Source organism: Roseixanthobacter glucoisosaccharinicivorans (assembly GCF_043195095.2).
Taxonomy (GTDB): Bacteria; Pseudomonadota; Alphaproteobacteria; order Rhizobiales; family Xanthobacteraceae; genus NCEH01.
The window spans coordinates 1,537,248-1,556,380 of record NZ_CM195538.1 but is presented as its reverse complement, the minus strand read 5'-3'; the positions used below and the strand labels follow the sequence as shown (position 1 = coordinate 1,556,380).

The following is a 19,133-nucleotide window of genomic DNA, read 5'->3' as shown; positions in this document are numbered from 1 at the left end:
TCTCCCGAGGGCTGGGGCCGCAGCGCGTGAGCAGCGACATAAAGCTTCACGACAACCCTGTGAAGTCATTGCGGTGCAACCAGGGCAAGCCCGGCCGGCGGAGCGATGCGACGGCACCTTGTTTGCGGCGCGTCCTCATGCTGACAAATTCCCGACATTCTCCTAAGGTGCCGTCGCGGATCGTCTTCCGCCCTTCAGCCTTCGAACCCAATGGCCAATATGGACCGTTTCCGTCTCACGCTCCTCGCGGGCGCCCTGTTCCTCGCGTTCGCCGGTCCGGTTTCCGCCCAGTCGCAGGGATCCGACCAGAAGCCCGCAACCCCCGCCGAGCAAATCACGCCGGAGCAGCAGGCGGCGCGGGATGCGCAGCGCCGGTCCGTGGAGGAATTCACCGAAGCCGCGAAACTGCCGGGCAATGCCGGCTTGCCGGAATGTGTCTGGACCGGGCGGCGCATTGCCGCGCTGCTATGGCGCGACGATATCGACACCGCGCGCCGGCACCTCGACATGTACGAGCGGTTCGGCTGCCCGACCGAACACCTGAAACTCGCGTTCCGCTGCCTGGTGCGCCAGGGCAACATAGATCAAAAAGCGCAGGAGCGTTTGGGCGCGCGGGTTCATCAATGTTGGGTTAACCCCGACTATGTTGCTGCACCGGCGCAATAATTAGATCACGGCGCGGCCTCCCGGCCGCCCACCGCCCGCCACACTTCCCATTTACCTCTTGATTTGAGAGGTTTAGTGTCTCGGTGCAGTGCCGCGAAAGAGGCGCTGCCGACCTAGGGGCAGGTCGAAAGGGTGCTCCGTAGCTTAAGATCAGGAACCGATATCTTAAGCCTGCGTTAACGGTTCGATTTCCCTTTCGAGTGGGTCTCCGCCAATGCGTCCCGGCCTTGCTGCTGCTGCAGCCATCATCACGGTTGTGATCGGATTTCACGCCGCGATCTGGTATTCCGTGCGCCCGGAAGTTCACGCTCCGAGCGTCACGGAACGCTTTTCGAGCCTGTCCTTCGCGCCCTATAGCCGAGACGTGCGCCACCCGGACAAGGGCCCGCCGGTCACTGCGGAGCAGATTCGCGCCGACGTGAATGCGGTGGCCCCCTACACCCGCGCCATCCGCACCTATTCCTCCACCATGGGCCTGGAGCAGATCCCCGCCATCGCCGCCGAGCGCGGGCTGAAGGTGACGGTCGGCGCCTGGATCGACAAGGACGAGGCTCGCAACCAGAAGGAAATCCGCGCGGCGGTCGAACTCACGAAGCGCAATCCCAACGTCGAAGGCCTGGTGATCGGCAACGAGACCATCTTCCGCGGTGAAAAGAGCGCGGCCGAGATGGCCGAGCTGATCCGCAAGGTGAAGCGCGAGACCAGCACGCCCGTGACCACCGGCGAAATCTGGAACGTGTGGCTCGACCATCCCGAGCTGGTTTCGGCGTCGGATTACATCGCCGCGCACATTCTTCCCTATTGGGAAGGCGTCAGCGCCGAGCAGGTCGTGGACCGCTCCATCGACATCTATAATCGCCTGCGCGCCGCATACCCGGGCAAGCGCATCGTGATCGCCGAGTTCGGCTGGCCGAGCGCGGGCTTCAATCGCGACGGCGCGGTGCCGGGCGAACTCGCCCAGGCGAACGTGATCCGCACCTTCACGGCCCGCGCCGAGGCCATGGGCATCGAATATAATATCATCGAGGCGTTCGACGCCCCGTGGAAGAGCTTCGAAGGCTCGGTCGGGCAATATTGGGGCGTGTTCGACGCCAACCGCCACCTGAAGTTCCCGCTGACCGGCCCGATCGTTCCGAACACGTTCAACCAGACGGCGATCCTCGCGCTGCTGCTGGGCCTGGTGTTCTCGCTGCCCATGCTGCGCGCCTCGCAGACCGTGACGGTGTCGCAAGGCGCAGTGCTCGCCGCTGCGGCGAACGGCGTCGGTGCTTGGGTCGCCCTGGTCTTCAACCATTGGGCGACGCATTACGTCACCGGCGGCAATTACGTGACGCTGCTGCTGTCGCTTGTGCTGCTCGTACCGCTGGTCATCGTGCTGCTCTACCGCATCGAGGAACTGGCCGCGGTCGCCTTCGGCCCCGCCCCCTCGCGCCTGGTGGAGGCGCGGCCCGCCGCCACGCTCTCGCGCTATCCCAAGGTCTCGATCCACATCCCCGCCTATCGCGAACCGCCGGAGATGCTGAAGCAGACCCTGGATGCGGTCGCGCGGCTGGATTATCCCAACCTTGAATGCGTCGTCGCGCTCAACAACACGCCCGACCCGGCGATGGTGGAGCCGATCCGCGCCCATTGCGCCACCCTCGGCGAGCGCTTCAAGTTCCTGAACCTTGAGAAGATCACGGGTTTCAAGGCCGGTGCCCTGCGCATCGCCCTGGAGCACACCGCCCCCGATGCCGAGATCATCGGCGTGATTGACGCCGACTACGTGGTCGCCCCCAATTGGCTGAAGGATCTGGTGCCGGTGTTCGAGGACCCCACGGTGGGCCTCGTCCAGGCGCCGCAGGATCATCGCGACGCCCACCTCAGCCCCATGCACGAGGCCATGAACGCGGAATATGCCGGCTTCTTCGATGTCGGCATGGTCCAGCGCAACGAGGATGACGCCATCGTCGTCCATGGCACCATGTGCCTGGTGCGCCGCGCGGCCATGATGGAGGCCGGCTCCTGGTCGTCCGACACCATCTGCGAGGATACCGACCTCGGCCTTACCATCGCCGAGAACGGCTGGAAGACCCATTACACCCGCACCCGCTACGGCTGGGGCCTGCTGCCCGACACGTTCGAGGCGTTCAAGAAACAGCGTCATCGCTGGGCCTACGGCGGCTTCCAGATCATTCGCAAGCATTGGTCCCGGTTCCTGCCGGCCCGCTCGCGCCTGACCACGGCCCAGCGCCGCCACTTCCTGCTCGGCTGGGTGGCCTGGCTCGGAGCCGAATCGGTGGGCGCGCTCGCGGCCATCCTCTCGCTGGCCTTCGTGCCGTTCGTGTTCGCCTTCGGCATCGCCGTTCCGGCGCACGTGCTCACTTTGCCGATCATCGCCACCTTCGTGGTCTATGTGCTGCACTTCATCGCCATGTACCGGATGCGCGTCGCCACAACGCCGCTGCGCATGCTCGGCGCGGCAATCGCCGCCATGGCGGTGCAGTTCACGGTCGCCAAGGCGGTGTTCGACGGGTTCCGCTACAAGGACCTCGCCTTCGCCCGCACGGCCAAGGGCGGTGGCTGGCTCTCGGGTGCGGCGCGCTCCTTCCCCGCTTTGCCGGAAGCGGTGGTGGGCACCTTGCTGCTGGGCTCGGGCGTGGCCCTGCACATGACCAATTGGCACACGGTGCGCGAGGTTGACCTTTATGCCCTCGCTTTGGTGGTCCAGAGCCTGCCGTTCGTCGCGGCGGCGCTGATCGGCCTCGGGGAAGCCTCGCGGCTAAACGACTTCGCCACCTGGCGCGCCATGCGGACCCGGATCGCGACGGTCGCCCGCCGCCTGCCGGCCGTGGCCGACTGAACCTGGCGAAAGCCCCCTCATCGAACGCCCGGCCCTGCGCCGGGCGTTTTCATTTGGGCCCGAGCACCCGGTTTGCGCGCGTTTTGACCACGGTTTTTCCCATGTCGCGGATGGAAATCACCGGCTTGGACGCGAAAAATCCGCACCCGGCGCCACACTGGAATCAAGACGCGGCAAAGGGTTTCGTGCCGCTACACCGCGTGTTGCGCCCTGCGCGGGCATGGTCACGCTTGCGGCAAAATTGGGGAGGGTTTACGACTGCGCGCCAGACCCTTCGCATCCGCGAAGGTGGTACCATTTCCCCGCTTACAGATGGGAGACCTTATGGACGCCACCACCAAAACCGCAGGTTCAGCCGCCAAGCTGACAGTGGGTGAGAAGAGCTGGGAGCTGCCGGTCAACGGCGGAACCATCGGCCCCTCGGTCGTCGACATCTCCAAGCTGTACGGCCAGACCGGGATGTTCACCTACGATCCCGGCTTTACCTCCACGGCGTCGTGCGAGAGCAAGATCACCTATATCGACGGCGACGAGGGCGTTCTGCTCTATCGCGGCTATCCCATCGAGCAGATCGCCGAGGGCGGCGACTTCCTTGAGACCTGCTATCTCCTGCTCTATGGCGAGCTGCCCACCGCCGCGCAGAAGGCCGATTTCGATTATTCCGTGACCCGTCACACGATGGTTCACGAGCAGATGACCCGGTTCTTCCAGGGCTTCCGCCGCGACGCCCACCCCATGGCCATCATGGTGGCCTCGGTCGGCGCGCTTTCCGCCTTCTATCACGACTCCACCGACATCTCGGATCCGCAGCAGCGCCTGATCGCCTCGATCCGCATGATCGCGAAGATCCCGACCCTCGCTGCCATGGCCTATAAATATTCCATCGGCCAGCCGTTCGTGTATCCCCAGAACTCCCTGGACTACACCTCCAACTTCCTGAACATGTGCTTCGCCGTTCCGTGCGAGGATTACAAGGTGAGCCCGACGCTCGCCCGCGCCATGGACCGGATCTTCATCCTCCACGCCGACCACGAGCAGAACGCCTCCACCTCCACGGTGCGGCTTGCCGGCTCCTCGGGCGCCAATCCCTTCGCCTGTATCGCCGCCGGCATCGCCTGCCTGTGGGGACCGGCGCACGGCGGCGCGAACGAAGCCGCGCTGAAGATGCTCACGGAAATCGGCCGTCCCGAGCGTATTCCTGAGTTCGTGAACCGCGCCAAGGACAAGAACGATCCGTTCCGCCTCATGGGCTTCGGCCACCGGGTCTATAAGAATTACGACCCGCGCGCCAAGATCATGCAGCAGACCTGCCACGAGGTTCTCGCCGAGCTCGGCATCAAGGACGATCCTCTGCTGGACGTGGCCGTGGAGCTGGAGCGCGTGGCGCTGCACGATGAATATTTCATCGAGAAGAAGCTCTATCCGAACATCGACTTCTATTCCGGCATCACCCTGAAGGCGATGGGCTTCCCCACCACCATGTTCACGGTGCTGTTCGCGGTCGCCCGCACGGTCGGCTGGATCGGCCAGTGGAAGGAAATGATCGAGGATCCGGGCCAGCGCATCGGCCGCCCCCGCCAGCTCTACACCGGCGCCGAGCGTCGCGACTACGTACCGATGGCCAAGCGCAAGTGATGTGGGCCGCGTGAGCCCTTCGCGGCGCGCGGCACCGTCTTCCGGCGTTTTACATGCCAATAGAAACGCGGCCGAAAGGCCGCGTTTTTCGTTTTAAGCAAGGTGTGGGATCGTCGCGCCGCACGGTCGCGCATTGCCACGGGCTGAGCGGCGCTGCGCACGCCGTCGGGACACGGACGGAAGCGCGGGAATATCAGCGAGGGGCCGCGGCCGTGGCAAGCACCACCCGCGCGGCGCGCAGGCTCGGGGCTTCGTCCTCGGTACCGAAGATCTCGTCCAGCCGCGCGAACGCCTCGATCTGCCGGTCCCGATCCGCCCCATCCTTCAGCAGCCGCCCCAGGGCGATCGAAAGCCGCTCGGGCGTGCAATCGTGCTGGAGAAATTCCGGCACGATGTTTTCCCCGAGGATGAGGTTGGGCAGGATGACGCTGGGCAGCTTCAGGATATAGGGCGCGATCACGGCTTCCCACGGCGCAACCTTATAGGCCGCGACGGTCGGCACACGCGCCAGCGCCAGTTCCAGCGTCACCGTGCCGGAGGCCGCGAGCGCGGCGCGCGCCATGCGGAACGCGGCATATTTCTCCTCCGGGTCGGTCACGATGCGCGGGCGCACCGGCCAATCGGCGGCGATGGCCTCGACCATGGGCAGGAGGCGCGGGAGCGTCGGCAGCACCACATCCAGCGGGCGCTGACTTGCAAGATGCCCGAGCGCCTGCCCGAACACGGCACCCAGCCGCTCCACCTCGCTGCGCCGGCTGCCCGGCAGCACCAGCACCAGCGGCGGCTCGTGCGGGGCACGGGCCGGCTGCGTCGCGTCGGCCCGCAATTCGGCGAGCCGCTCCAGCAGGGGATGGCCCACATATGTGGTGGGCGGCCCGCCGAGGCGCAGATGCACGTCCGGTTCGAACGGCAACAAGGCCATCAGATGATCTATGGAGGGCCGCATGGCCCGCGCCCGGCCCGGCCGCCACGCCCAGACCGTGGGCGAGACGTATTTCACAATGGGGATCTGCGCATTGCGCCGCCGCACGCGCGCGGCCACGCGATGGGTGAAGTCCGGCGCATCCACGAGCACCAGGACGTCCGGCGGCGCGGCGCAGATGGCATCGACCGTCTCGCGCATGCGCTTGAGGATGGTGGACAGCTTGCCGATCACCTGACCGAAGCCGATGGCCGTCAGGTCATCCATGGGAAACAGGCTGACCAGCCCGGCGGCCTGCATGCGCGCGCCACCGACCCCTGTGAACACCACGCCGGCGGGTGCAAGCTGGCGCAAGCCAGCCATGATAGCGCCGCCCAGCACGTCGCCCGATTCCTCGCCCGCCAGGATGAAAACGCGCAGCGGGCGCGCCGGCAGGCCGCTGCTCACGCCCGTGCCCCCGGCGCGACGCCGAGCACGAACAGGCCGGCGGCGTCGGCCGCGCGAACCAGCTCCTGCGGATCGGGGACAATGACGCCGCCGGCCTCGAAGGCGATGCCAGCAAGGCCGGCCTTGGCGGCGCAAGTGACGGTGGCGGGGCCAAGCGAGGGCAGATCCACCCGGCGATCCTGATCCGGCTTCGGCGCCTTCACCAGCACGCCCGTCCGCATGGGAAAGCGCAGCCGCCCGCTGGTCCGCAAGGCTTCATAGCGCGCCAGCACCGCATCCGTGCCTTCGGCGGCCTCAACGGCGGCGACGAAGCCGTTGACCACGATCACCCCCTGCCCCACGTCGAACGGGCCAAGGGTGTGCACCACCGAAAGGCCTAGCGCGATATCGGCTTGCTGCGCGTCGCTCGGCTGCACGTGGCCGAGCACGCCTTCCGGCAGCAGAAGCCCCGGCACCGCCTCGTGCGCGCCGATCAGGTGAAAGCCCTGCTCCGCCACGAGGCCCAGGACCCCGGACAGCAGGTGATTGTCGCCGCCGCGCAGCAGGCGCGCGACGCGCGGCAGCAAGCGGATGGTGGTCCAATCCAGCCCAAGATCAGACAGGCGCGGGCGCGTGAGCGTTCCCACCATCACGACATCGCGCACGCCGCGCGCGCGGGCGACAGCGGAGACGCTGCCAAGCGAGCCGAGGCGGAACCAATGGTGGGGATAGCGTTCCAGCGCGGGATCGGCGAAGCCCTTCATCAAGAGCATCAGCACATCGCGCCCCTGGGCGCGCACCGCCTCCGCGACAGCGGCCGGAAACGCGCCGCCGCCCGCGACGATGGCCAAAGGCCCCTCCGGCGTACGGGCCGTGGTGGCAAGGCCCTGTCCGTCCTCAGCCGGGGCAAGTCCCTGCGCCGGAAGCCCATGCTGTGCCGGCGCGGGGGTCACCGGATCATTCCTCGGTTACGACGCCGCGCGCGGGCTGGCAGAGCGAGCGATTCTTGCCCGCATCGATAAATTCCACAATCTCACGCGCGAATTGCGAGCTCTCGGTCTGCTCGCGGAGCCGCGCGAGACGATCGGCAAAAACGCCCGACCCGAAGAACAGGTCGCGATAGGCGGCCCGCGCCGCATGAAGATCCGCCCGCGTGAATCCCCGCCGCTTCATGCCGATGGTGTTGAGCCCAACCAGGCGCCCGGCCTGGCCGAGCACATAGGCGTAGGGAATGACATCCTCGCGCACCCCGGTGATGCCGCTGACCATGACCTGGGCGCCGATGCGGGTGTATTGGTGCACCGCGCACAGGCCCCCAAGGAACACGTGATCGCCGACGTCCACATGCCCACCGAGGGTGGCATTATTGGCGAAGATCACGTGATTGCCGACGTTGCAATCATGCCCCACATGGGCGGCGGTCATCAGCATGCAGCCATCGCCGATGCGGGTGACGCCGCGCCCGCCGGCGGTGCCGATATTGGCCGTTACATGTTCGCGGATCACGCAATCCATGCCGATTGTCAGCGCCGTGCGCTCGCCCTTGTAATGCACGGATTGGGGCGGCGTGCCGAGCGAAGCGAAGGGATAGACCTCCGTGCGCGCACCGATGGTGGTTTGCCCCTGCACGTTCACATGGGAGATCAGCCGGACGCCGGCATGAAGCGTGACGTCCGCTCCGACGGTGCAGAACGGGCCGATCTGAACGTCGTCGGCGAGGATGGCGCCGTCGGAAACACGCGCGAGAGGATCAATCAGGGGCACATCAGAATCCGGTAATCATCGCGCCAAGGCGCGCCTCGGCGACAAGCTCGCCGCCCACTTTCGCCTCGCCGCGATACCACCACATGTTGCGGCGGCGCGAGATCTTGGTCATGTGATATTCGAGCACGTCTCCCGGCACCACCGGACGGCGGAACTTGGCCTCGTCGATGGTCATGAAATAGACCAAAGGCGGCGGCTGGTCGGCCGGCCGCTCGGGCTTGGAGAGAATGCAGATCACGCCGGCGGTCTGCGCCATGCCCTCGATAATCAGCACGCCGGGCATGACCGGGTTGCCGGGAAAATGGCCCTGGAAGTGCGGCTCGTTGACCGTGACATTCTTCACGCCGACGCAGGAATTGTCGCTGTCGATGCGCTCCACCCGGTCCACCAGCAGGAACGGATAACGGTGCGGCAGGCACTGGAGGATCTTTTGAAGATCGGCGCTCGCAAGCACCTTGCATTCGCTCTCGGCCGAAAGGGCCTCGGGGCTGCTGCCGGTGTCGCTCATTGGTCCCCCCCTTCATCGCTGCGTCGGGTACTTGCCTGACCCAATTTCTTCAGCGCGGTCAATTCCCGAAACCACTCCCGCACGGGCTTTGCGGGCGATCCACCCCAGCGCACGCCGGGCGGAACATCGTCCTTCACGTTGGACGAGGCCGCGATCTGCGCCGCGTCACCGATGCGCACGTGGCCGATCACGCCCACCTGGCCCCCGAGCATGACGAAATCACCCAGCGTCGTGCTGCCGGAGATGCCGGTCTGCGAGACAATCACGCAATGGCGGCCGATCACCACATTATGGGCGATCTGCACGAGATTATCGATCTTGGTGCCTTCGCCGATCACGGTATCACGCAGCGCGCCCCGGTCGATGGTCGTGCCGGCGCCGATCTCCACATCGTCCTGAATCACGACCCGGCCGATCTGCGGCACCTTGAGATGACCGCGCGGGCTCGGCTGATAGCCAAAGCCATCCTGCCCGATGCGCACGCCGCTGTGGAGGATGACGCGATTGCCCACGAGCGCGTGGATCAGCGTGACCCCGGCGCCGACCGAGGTCTCCCGGCCGATGCGCACACCGGCGCCGATGACCGCATTGGCGCAGATCACCGATTGCGCGCCGATCTCGACGTCCGGCCCGATGACCGCGCCGGGATCCACCGTCACCCCGTCCTCGAGTCGCGCGGTGGGATGGATGAAGGCGCCGGGCGCAATGCCCTGATGGCCGAACACCGGCTGCGGGCGTAGCGCGGTCGCAAACAGGGTGCGGGTGATATTGACGAAAGCCAGCGCGGGGCGCGGGGACACCAGCACGATCAGCCCAGCCGGCGCGCCTTCCGCCAGTTTCTCGGTGGTGATGCAGACACTGGCGCGGGTCGCTTCGAACTCGCTGCGGTAGCGCGGCGCATCGAAGAAGACCAGGTCGCCTGGCCCCGCGTCTGCAAGGGTCGAGACCCCGCGGACAAGACAGGCCTCGGGCAGGTCGCCCGCCAGAGGGCGCGCTCCGCTCAGTGCCGTAACCTCCGCGAGGGTCAGCGGTGACGGCAGGGGGAAAAAGAGAGGATCGCTCATGATTTAGATACGCTGCGGGCGTCAGGCGGCATGACCGCCGACGCCCGCATAAGAGGACAGGATTAGAACTTGGTGCCGCCCGAGAAGCGGAACGCCTGGTCCTTGTCGTAGGCTTGCTGGCTCAGCACCCAGGCATAGTCGAAGCGCAGGGGACCGAACGGCGACTGCCAGATCAAGCTCGCACCGACCGAAGACCGGATACCGTTGTCGTCGAACACGCAGATATTGCCGGTCGCGTTCTGGGCACCGGGCGGGCAGGTGTACGGCGCCGGGGCACCCGCAAAGGTGGTCTGACCCTGGTAGTCGAACAGCGAGCCGGCGTCCGCGAACACCGCAGCCTTCAGGCCGATGTCCTTGGGCAGGAAGGAGAGCGGGAACTGAACTTCAGCCGACAGACCCCAGTAGGACGTACCACCCAGCGAGTCCTGGGAGAGCGAGGCCATGTCGCGCGGGCCGATGCCGTTCGGGGCGAAGCCACGAACCAGGTTCGGACCCATGAAGAAGTTGTCCATGATCCGCAGATCCTGGTCACCCCAGGCATTCACGTGGCCCGCCTGACCGTGCAGCAAGAGCACCCAGTCGCTGATCAGCGGATAGTAATAGCGCACGTCAGCCGAGGTGCGGATGAAGTTCACGTCGCCGCCGAGGCCCGCGAAATCCTGCTTCAGTTCCGCATAAAGGCCGGAGGTCGGATTGATGTTGTTGTCCAGCCCGTTGAAGGAGAGCGTGTAGCCCGCCGCCGACGTGATGGTCGCACCCTGCGCCACCGCCTCGATGATCGCCCAGGAGGCCGTTCCCGCGCAGGTCAGGAAGGGGTCGCCCCACACGGCGCAGTCGAGGTTGATCTCGCGCTGGTAGAGGTTGTAGCGCAGCGCCAGCGTGATTTCGTCGGTGATCGGAAGACCGAAGCGGAAGCCCCCACCCAGCGTGCTGGTGTTATAGGAGGTGTAGCTGGTCGCGCTGGTTTCCTTCCAATAGAAGTCGATGCCAGCCGAGAGCCGATAGCCGAGGAAGTAAGGCTCGGTGAAGGAGAATTCCGCGCCCTGGGCATTCTGGCCGAAGGAGCCGGAAATCTTCACATACTGGCCGCGGCCAAGGAAGTTTCTCTCGCCCAGGGAGACTTCGGCAATGAAGCCGTCCGAGGTCGAATAGCCGCCCGACACCGCAAACTCACCCGTCGGCTGATCTTCCACATCCACCACCAGGATGATGCGGTCGGGTGCAGAGCCGGGCTCGTTGGTGATCTTGACGCTCTTGAAGTAGCCGAGATTGCGCAGGCGGCGCTCGGCGCGATCGACCATCACGCGATTATAGGCATCGCCTTCGCCGATATCGAATTCACGACGAATGACCCAGTCGCGGGTGCGGGTGTTGCCGCGCACCTCGATGCGCTCCACGTAAACCCGCGGCCCCTCTTCCACCACGAACAGCACGTTGATGCGCTTGTTCTCGAAGTCGCGATCGCCTCGCGGCCGAACCTGGGCGAAGGCATAGCCGCTCTTCGACACTTCGATCGTGACGTTCTCGACCGACTTTTCGACCAGCTCGGCGTTATAGACCTGCCCTTCGCTCATGCGCAGCGCGCTGCGCAGATTGGCGGCCGGGACGTCGCGGATATTGGAGACCACATCCACCTTGCCGAAGCGATACTGCGCACCCTCGTCCAGCGTGAAGGTGATCACGTAGCCGGCCGGCGAGCCGCTGGTGGCGGGGATCAATTCAGCCGTGGCGGAGACGATGCGGAAGTCGGCATAGCCATTCTTCAGATACCAACGGCGCAGCAATTCCTGGTCCGCATTCACGCGGTCCGGATCATAGACGTCCGTGGACTTGAGGAAGGAGAGCCAATTGGTGGTCGTGGTGGTGATCACGTCCTTCAGCTTGTAGTCCGAGAACGCCTTGTTGCCGACGAACTTGATCTCCTTGACGCCGACCTTCTCACCCTCGGTGATCTCGAACACCAGATCGACACGCCCATTGCCGCGATCGATGGTGACGGGATTGACCTTTACGTCGGTGCGGCCGGCGCGGCGGTAAACCTCGATGATGCGCTGCGTGTCCGCCTGCACCACCGCCTTGGACAGCGTGCCGCGCGGCTTGGACTGGATTTCCGCCAGGAGGGCGTCGTCCTTGAGCTTCTTGTTGCCCTCGAAGGCGACGCGATTGATCACCTCGTTTTCGGAGACGCGCACCACCAGCCGGCCGCCCTGCTGGGAGATATTCACATCCGAGAACAGGCCGGTGGCATAGAGGGCGGCGAGGCCCTCGTTGATCTTGGCGGGCGAGAGCGACTCGCCGGGCTTGACCGCGAAATAAGACCGGATCGTCGCCGCGTCGACGCGGCGATTGCCTTCGACCACGATGTTCGATGCCGACTGAGCGGCCGCGGGACCCGCGATGAGGATGGAACCGGCTGTCGTCGCCATCGCGGCGCTGAGCGCGATGCCGAGGACGGCGGCCAGTTTCACGATGACTCGGACCCGGGAAGTCATATGGCGCGCAACCTTGAATTCGTTGTTCTCAAACCCGGGCGCCAGGGCGCTCGGATTCTCACCGTCGAGGCGCTTGTACAGGCTTTTCCCCGCACTGCAAACGCCTGTCCCACCAGCAGCTTCCGCTTTTCCGCCGACCGTGGCCGCTGCGCCACGACTGGCCCCTTTGTCACATGGTTGCCAAGTGCAGCACGTCGTTCCATGTGGCGAAAACCATCAGCATCAACACAATAGCGAGGCCAATGCGAAAGCCGATGTCCTGCGTGCGGGCGCTGAGCGGCCGCCCGCGCACCGCTTCCACAGCGTAGAACAGCAGATGCCCACCGTCCAACAGCGGGATCGGAAAGAGGTTAAGAAGTCCGATCGAAACCGAAAGAACCGCCGCGAGGGAGAGCAGCGCGCCGATTCCATAGGTGGCTACCTGCCCGGACACCTGGGCGATGCGGATCGGGCCGCCCAACTGATCGGCCGATTCTCGCCCTGCGATCAGGCCGCCCAGATAGTCGAAGGTGCGCGCGACCACGAACCAGGTCTCCTGCGCGCCCATGGTGACCGCCTCCACCGGGCCATAGCGGCGCGTGGTCACATCGGCTGCCGCGAGTGAACGGGAAATGCCCAGCAGGCCCATCTTGTGGGTATTGCCGAACGCGTCCTTCACTTCGCGCAATTGCGGAGTCGCGGTCAGCGAAAGCTCGGCATTGCCGCGCTCCACCTTGAAATTCAAGGCCTCGCCGGCATTGGAGCCGACGATGCGCTGCATGTCGGCGAAGCTTTCCACCGGCGTACCGTCGATCGAACGCACCAGGTCGCCCGGCACGAATCCCGCCTGCTCAGCGGCACTGCCGGCGGCCACCTGATCGACGCGCGGCGCTGTCACCTGGCGGCCGAACACCATGAACACCATGGAAAAAATGACCACGGCGAGGATGAAATTGGCGATCGGCCCTGCCGCGACGATGGCGGCCCGCCACGCCAGCGGCGCATAGAAAAAGCTTTCCTTGCGCTCTTGGGGCGTCATCTGCCGCAGCTTTTCGGTGTTCGGCGTGCTGGCCGCGTCTTCATCGCCGAAGAATCGCACATAGCCGCCGAGCGGTACGGCGGCGAGGCGCCAGCGGGTGCCGTGGCGGTCATTGAAGCCGGCGATCTCCGGACCGAAGCCCAGGGAGAAGGTCAGGACCCGCACGCCCGCGCGCCGCGCCACCCAGAAATGGCCAAGCTCGTGAAAAAACACCACCAGGGTCAGCACGAAGAGGAACGGCACCACATAGCCGAGGAGCGAGGTGCCCCAGGCGCCCAGACTCGCAAACACTTCCATCGTCCGTTCCTCGCGCGCGCCGCGCCGGCCCGTGGCGAAGCGCCGCGCAGCCGTTGGCACCGAATGTTGGGCAAAGGCCGCGCCGCGCGGCCTTCGCGATCCATAGGAGATGAGGCCGAACGCCCCAGCGCAGAGCCTTAGGATGCCTTTGCGGCAAACTTAGGCAAGCGCGAAAGCGATATTGGCCGCAAGTGCATTCAGGCGACGGCCGCTGCGGCATATTTCGGCAGCAGAGACTGCGCGAGGCGGCGCGCCTGCGCATCCAGCGCCAATGCCTCGGCCAGCGAGGCGGGCGGGCTGCCGGCAGGAAGCGTCGCCAGCGTCTCCTCGACGATGGCCGCGATGCCGAACATGCCGATCGCCCCCTCAAGAAAGGCCGCGACGGCGATCTCGTTCGCGCCGTTGAGGATCGTGGGGGCGCTGCCGCCCGCTTCCATGGCTTGCATGGCAAGGTGCAGGGCGGGGAATCGCTCGAGATCCGGAGCCTCGAAGGTCAGCCGACCCACCTTGGTGAGATCCAGCCGCCGGCACGAGGTGTCCAGCCGGTCGGGAAAGCCGAGGCAATGGGCGATGGGGACGCACATGTCGGGCATTGCGAGCCCGGCGACCACCGACCCGTCGCGGAACGAAACGAGGCCATGCACCACCGATTCGGGATGCACCACCGCTTCCAGCTGGCTGGCGGGGATGCCGAACAGATGGTGCGCCTCGATCAGCTCCAGCCCCTTGTTCATCAAGGTGGCGGAATCGATGGTGATCTTGGCGCCCATCGACCAATTGGGATGCTTCAGCGCATCGGCGGCGCGGGCGCGGGCAATCTGCTCGCGCGGCGCGGTGCGGAAAGGTCCGCCCGAGGCGGTGATGGTCACACGCTCCACATCCGCGCGCGGCCCGGCGCCGAGCGCCTGGTAGATGGCGTTATGCTCGGAATCCATGGGCAGCAAAGTGGTGCCGGTGCGCGCCGCCTCGGCCATGAAGAACGCGCCGGCCGCAACCAGGCATTCCTTGTTGGCCACCGCGAGCCGCCGGCCGGGCCCGAAGGCCGCAACCGTGGGCGCAAGGCCGGCAACGCCGGAAATGGCGGCCACCACCAGATTCGCCTCGCGCTGCGCCGCTTCGATGACGGCGGACGGCCCTGCCCCGCTTTCGATGCCGGTGTCCGAGAGCAGAGCCGCAAGCTCCGCGCCCAAGGCCGGATCGGCGATGGCCGCAAAGCGCGCGTTGAGATCGCGCGCGACCTGCGCGAGGGCATGAGGATCGCGCCCACCCGCCACCGCTTCCACGCGATAGCGGCCGGGCGCTTCGCTCAGCACCTTCATCGTGCTGCGGCCCACCGAGCCGGTGACCCCGAGGATGGAAATGACGGTCATGGCGAAAGACCTACCACAAAAGCAGACCCGCCGCTGGGGCGAGGTCGTTGCGGGCGAAGCCGATCAGGCCGGCGAGCAGCACCGCGGCGAGGAATCCGTCCAGCCGGTCGAGCACGCCGCCATGTCCGGGAATGAGGCTTCCGGTATCCTTCACGCCGAACGCCCGCTTGAAGGCCGATTCGGCAAGATCACCCGCCTGCGCCACCGCGCTCAGCACGATTCCGAGCGCCGCCCACATCGGGTTGAACACGAGGCCCGCCGCGAGCAACAGGGCTATGCCCGCCGCCATGCCGCAGATCGCGCCGCCCACCGCGCCGGACCAGGTCTTGTTGGGTGAGAGGCGCGGCCACAGCTTGGGGCCGCCGAGGGTGCGGCCGGTGAAATAGGCGCCGATGTCCGTGCTCCACACCACCGCATAGAGAAACAGCACGGCGACGAAGCCCAATTGGTCGGTATCGCGCAGCGCAACGATCGGCAGGCTGGCCACCGCTCCGCATAAAACGCCGGCGCCGGCCCAAAGGCGGCCGCGCGCGACCAGAATGGCGAGCCCCGCGCCGCAAAGGCAAATCAGAGCCGCGCCCGCCCCGGATCCGGTCGCGGCCAGCACCGCGCTCGCGGCCAGCACGGCCGCCCCGCCAATGGCGATCGGCGCCAAGCGTGGCATCACGCGCGCAACAGTGCCGCATTCATAGACGATGGCTATCCCCGCGAGCGCCCAGATCAGGGCGAACGGCCAGCCGCCGAACCAAGTGAGCGCCAGGACAAGCGGCGCCAGTATGGCGGCGGAAAGGGTGCGCTGGGGAAGGTCTTTTCCGCCGATCACGTGCGCACGCTGCCGGCGCGGGCGGCAATGCCGCCGAACCGACGGTCACGCCGGGCATATTCCTCAATGGCGCCCACCAGCGCAGCGTGGTCGAACTCGGGCCAATAGATGGGCAGGAACACGAGTTCGGAATAGGCGCCCTGCCACAGCAGGAAATTGGAGAGGCGCTGCTCGCCGCTGGTGCGCACGATCAGGTCCGGATCGGGAATGCCGGCGGTGTCGAGGCGGGCGGTGATCATGTCCGCGCTGATGTCCTGCGGCCGGATCTTGCCGGCCACCGCATCGGCCGCAAGGCGCGCGGCGGCGGCGGCGATCTCCTGCCGCCCGCCATAATTGAACGCGACCACGAGGGTCAGGCCGGTGTTGTCCTTGGTCAGGGCCTCGGCCTCATCCAGCAATTGGCAGATGTCGCGGGCGAGCTCCGCCCGCTCGCCGATGATGCGTACGCGCACATTGGCGCTGTGCAGCTCGGCCAGATCGTGCCGGACAAACCGCTTCAGCAGGCCCATGAGGTCGGAAACCTCGCTCGCCGGGCGCGACCAGTTCTCGCTGGAGAAGCTGTAGATGGTGAGAAAGCGGATGCCGATCTCGCGCGCCGCGCGCACGCACCGGCGCAAAGCCTCGAGCCCGCGCCGGTGGCCTTCGAAGCGGGGAAGGTTGCGGGCCGTCGCCCAGCGCCCATTGCCGTCCATGATGACGCCCACGTGCACCGGAATGCACGCGCTCCCCATGGCTGGCGTCGCTGAGGCGCCGTTGCGCACCGACATGGCCCCTTCCCCCTTCATGCCATGCTCCTCAGACCGAGAGGATTTCCTTTTCCTTGTGGGCGAGGGTCTGGTCCAGTTCGGAAATCACCTCGTCCGTCGCCTTCTGCACCTGTGTGGAGAAGCGGTCGAGGTCATCGGCGCTGATTTCGCTGTCCTTTTCGAGCTTCTTGAGCAGGTCCATGCCGTCGCGCCGCACATGGCGCACCGAAACGCGCGCCGCCTCGGCATATTTGTGGGCGACCTTCACCATTTCCTGGCGCCGCTCCTGGTTCAGCTCGGGAATGCGGATGCGCATCACCTGGCCTTCGGTGGAGGGGTTGAGGCCGAGATTGCTGTCGCGGATCGCCTTTTCCACCGCGCTGACCATGGAGCGGTCCCACACCTGGACGGACAGCATGCGCGGCTCGGGAACCGAGACCGTCGCGACCTGGCTGATGGGCATATGGGTGCCGTAGGCGTCCACCTGGATCGGCTCCAGGAGGCTGGCCGACGCGCGGCCGGTCCGCAGGCCGCCGAGTTCCTGCTTCAGCACGCCAACCGCGCCCTGCATGCGGCGCTTGAGATCGGCAAGGTCGAATGCGTCGGTGCTCATGGCAAATTCCTGTTCTTCATTTTCCCGGCGCGAAATGCCGGTTCTGTCCTTCCCGCCCCGCCTGACGACAAGGCCGAAGGCCAAGGTCTCTGAAACGCGGGGCACCCGGCAAACCCGCGGCACCACCCGGCGCCGCGAACCGGCGAGAGGGCCGCCCCGCCGGCGCCCGCTGGATGCGGACCGGCAAAGCGCAACGCGCCGCTATTCCCCGACTTACGCCTTTACGGCGCAACCACGGTAACGTGCCCTTCGCCCTTGGCGGCCGCCACGATGGCACCCGGCTCGCGAATAGAAAAGACGATTATCGGCAAGGCGGCTTCACGGGCAAGGGCGAACGCTGCGGCATCCATCACCTTCAGATCGTAGGCGAGCGCCTGATCATGGGTGAGGCGGTCATAGCGGCGGGCGTTCGGGTCGAGCTTGGGATCGGCGGTATAGACGCCGTCCACATTGGTCGCCTTCAGCACCGCATCGCAGCTCAATTCCGCCGCGCGCAGCACCGCGCCGGTGTCAGTGGTGAAGTACGGATTGCCCGTGCCCCCCGCCAGCAGCACGATCCGCCCGCGCCGCAGATGCCGCATGGCCGGCTGGCGGGCATAGGGCTCGCAGACGGTGGGCATGGGAATGGCGGACATGGTGCGGGCCGGCTCGCCGGCAGCTTCCACCGCCTGTTCCAGGGCCAGGCAGTTCATCACCGTGGCGAGCATGCCCATATGGTCGGCCGTGGACCGATTGAGGTCCTCGCCGGCCACGCGCGCGCCGCGCAGGATGTTGCCGCCGCCGACAACCACGGCAACCTCGCAGCCGAGCGCGCGCACGGCCACGAGATCGCGGGCGATCCGCGTCACGGTCGGGGGATGGAGCCCGAACGGCTCCGGTCCCATCAAGGCCTCGCCGGAGACCTTGATGAGGACGCGGGGATAGGGAAGGTCGGACACGGCGCCCTCCCCCGCCCCGATCAGGACTGACCCGCGACTGTAGCGGCGACTTCGGCCGCGAAGTCGCTCTCTTCCTTCTCGATGCCTTCGCCGAGCGCATAGCGCACGAAGGCCGTGAGCTTCACCGGCGCGCCGACGCCGCCCTCGGCTTCCTTCAGTACCTGGGCCACCGACTTGGAGCCGTCATGCACAAACGGCTGCTCGAGCAGGGTGACTTCCTTGAAAAAGGTCTTCATGCCGCTTTCGGCGATCTTGTCCTGCACATTGGCGGGCTTGCCCTGGTGCTTTTCGAGCAGGATCGCCTTCTCGCGGGCGACCACGCTCTCGTCGATGCCCGACGCATCGAGCGCCAGCGGGCTCAGCGCCGCGACATGCATGGCAATCTGGCGGCCGAGGGTGGAGAGCTTGTCCACATCGCCCTTGGATTCGAGCGCGACCAGCACGCCGATGCGGCCGAGGCCCTCGGACACCGTGCCATGCACATAAGACGCGATCACGCCGTGCTCGACCTGGAGCTTGGCGACGCGACGCAGCGTCATGTTCTCGCCGATGGTGGCGATCAGGGTCGCGAGCTTCTCGGACACCGTCACGCTCTCACCCGGGAAATGGGCGGCGGCCAGGGCTTCCAGCGAGCCGTCGGTGTTGAGGGCGATCTTGGCGGCTTCGCGCACGAACGCCTGGAAATCGGCGTTGCGGGCGACGAAGTCGGTCTCGGCGTTCACTTCCAGCGCGACCGCATAATGGCCCGAGGATTCCACCGAAACGAGGCCTTCGGCGGCCACGCGGCCGGCCTTCTTGGCGGCCTTGGCGAGACCCTTCTTGCGCAGCCAGTCGATGGCGGCCTCGATGTCGCCGGCGGTCTCGGTGAGAGCGGCCTTGCAGTCCATCATGCCAGCGCCAGTCTTGTCGCGCAGTTCCTTCACGAGAGCTGCAGTGATCGCGGCCATGCTCAGCTTCCTCTTTTTCTCATGCCACGGCCGGCAAGGGGGTGCCCAAGCCGGCCGCCGGG

The 19,133-nt window shown here is 66.4% G+C and carries 16 protein-coding genes; 3 read left to right on the top strand and 13 right to left on the bottom strand.

All coding sequences use genetic code 11. The annotated features are described in order from the left end of the window. The first annotated feature begins 210 nt into the window (after window positions 1-210). The 3 genes from V5F78_RS06880 to gltA all read left to right on the top strand — a co-directional run bounded on the left by V5F78_RS06880 (window position 211) and on the right by gltA (window position 5,143). Window positions 211-666 (top strand): hypothetical protein, encoded by a 456-nt coding sequence (locus tag V5F78_RS06880; protein WP_394069384.1) that lies wholly within the window; start codon window positions 211-213, stop codon window positions 664-666. 214 nt (window positions 667-880) lie between these two features. After that, window positions 881-3,508: a glycosyltransferase gene (locus V5F78_RS06875; RefSeq protein WP_394069382.1), complete on the top strand. Its 2,628-nt coding sequence runs from the start codon at window positions 881-883 to the stop codon at window positions 3,506-3,508. A 324-nt stretch (window positions 3,509-3,832) separates the two neighbouring features. Beyond that, window positions 3,833-5,143 (top strand): citrate synthase, encoded by a 1,311-nt coding sequence (gltA, locus tag V5F78_RS06870; protein ID WP_394069380.1) that lies wholly within the window; start codon window positions 3,833-3,835, stop codon window positions 5,141-5,143. Window positions 5,144-5,336: 193 nt separating this feature from the next. Here gltA and lpxB read toward each other — a convergent pair whose 3' ends face one another. The 13 genes from lpxB to tsf all read right to left on the bottom strand — a co-directional run bounded on the left by lpxB (window position 5,337) and on the right by tsf (window position 19,071). Further along, window positions 5,337-6,512 carry a lipid-A-disaccharide synthase gene (gene lpxB, locus V5F78_RS06865; RefSeq protein ID WP_394069378.1) on the bottom strand — a complete coding sequence of 392 codons (1,176 nt, stop codon included), beginning with the start codon at window positions 6,510-6,512 and terminating at the stop codon, window positions 5,337-5,339. Then, on the bottom strand, window positions 6,509-7,444 hold the full coding sequence (locus V5F78_RS06860) for an LpxI family protein (protein WP_394069376.1): 936 nt from the start codon (window positions 7,442-7,444) through the stop codon (window positions 6,509-6,511). Before V5F78_RS06860 ends, lpxB begins: the two co-directional genes overlap by 4 nt. Window positions 7,445-7,448: 4 nt before the next feature. Then, entirely contained in the window at window positions 7,449-8,255 is an 807-nt protein-coding gene (lpxA, locus tag V5F78_RS06855; RefSeq protein WP_394069374.1) for an acyl-ACP--UDP-N-acetylglucosamine O-acyltransferase, read from the bottom strand. Window position 8,256: 1 nt separating this feature from the next. After that, window positions 8,257-8,763: a 3-hydroxyacyl-ACP dehydratase FabZ gene (gene fabZ, locus V5F78_RS06850; RefSeq protein ID WP_394069372.1), complete on the bottom strand. Its 507-nt coding sequence runs from the start codon at window positions 8,761-8,763 to the stop codon at window positions 8,257-8,259. Then, window positions 8,760-9,827, bottom strand: a complete 1,068-nt coding sequence (gene lpxD / locus V5F78_RS06845; protein WP_394069370.1) for a UDP-3-O-(3-hydroxymyristoyl)glucosamine N-acyltransferase — start codon at window positions 9,825-9,827, stop codon at window positions 8,760-8,762. The genes fabZ and lpxD overlap by 4 nt, the downstream gene beginning before the upstream one ends. A gap of 62 nt (window positions 9,828-9,889) precedes the next feature. Beyond that, on the bottom strand, window positions 9,890-12,295 hold the full coding sequence (bamA, locus tag V5F78_RS06840) for an outer membrane protein assembly factor BamA (protein ID WP_445322281.1): 2,406 nt from the start codon (window positions 12,293-12,295) through the stop codon (window positions 9,890-9,892). A 193-nt stretch (window positions 12,296-12,488) separates the two neighbouring features. Next, window positions 12,489-13,634, bottom strand: a complete 1,146-nt coding sequence (rseP, locus tag V5F78_RS06835; RefSeq protein ID WP_394069366.1) for an RIP metalloprotease RseP — start codon at window positions 13,632-13,634, stop codon at window positions 12,489-12,491. Window positions 13,635-13,831: 197 nt separating this feature from the next. After that, window positions 13,832-15,004: a 1-deoxy-D-xylulose-5-phosphate reductoisomerase gene (gene dxr, locus V5F78_RS06830; RefSeq protein ID WP_394069364.1), complete on the bottom strand. Its 1,173-nt coding sequence runs from the start codon at window positions 15,002-15,004 to the stop codon at window positions 13,832-13,834. A 10-nt stretch (window positions 15,005-15,014) separates the two neighbouring features. After that, the gene (locus V5F78_RS06825; protein ID WP_394069362.1) at window positions 15,015-15,827 is read right to left on the bottom strand and encodes a phosphatidate cytidylyltransferase; all 813 of its coding nucleotides are present in this window, start codon (window positions 15,825-15,827) and stop codon (window positions 15,015-15,017) included. Next, window positions 15,824-16,588 (bottom strand): isoprenyl transferase, encoded by a 765-nt coding sequence (locus V5F78_RS06820; RefSeq protein WP_394069570.1) that lies wholly within the window; start codon window positions 16,586-16,588, stop codon window positions 15,824-15,826. Before V5F78_RS06820 ends, V5F78_RS06825 begins: the two co-directional genes overlap by 4 nt. A gap of 34 nt (window positions 16,589-16,622) precedes the next feature. Continuing rightward, the gene (gene frr, locus V5F78_RS06815) at window positions 16,623-17,186 is read right to left on the bottom strand and encodes a ribosome recycling factor (protein WP_394069361.1); all 564 of its coding nucleotides are present in this window, start codon (window positions 17,184-17,186) and stop codon (window positions 16,623-16,625) included. A gap of 221 nt (window positions 17,187-17,407) precedes the next feature. Continuing rightward, complete coding sequence (gene pyrH, locus V5F78_RS06810) at window positions 17,408-18,124, bottom strand: UMP kinase (protein ID WP_348844942.1); 717 nt, start codon at window positions 18,122-18,124, stop codon at window positions 17,408-17,410. 20 nt (window positions 18,125-18,144) lie between these two features. Beyond that, window positions 18,145-19,071 (bottom strand): translation elongation factor Ts, encoded by a 927-nt coding sequence (gene tsf, locus V5F78_RS06805; protein ID WP_394069360.1) that lies wholly within the window; start codon window positions 19,069-19,071, stop codon window positions 18,145-18,147. Window positions 19,072-19,133 lie beyond the last annotated feature (62 nt).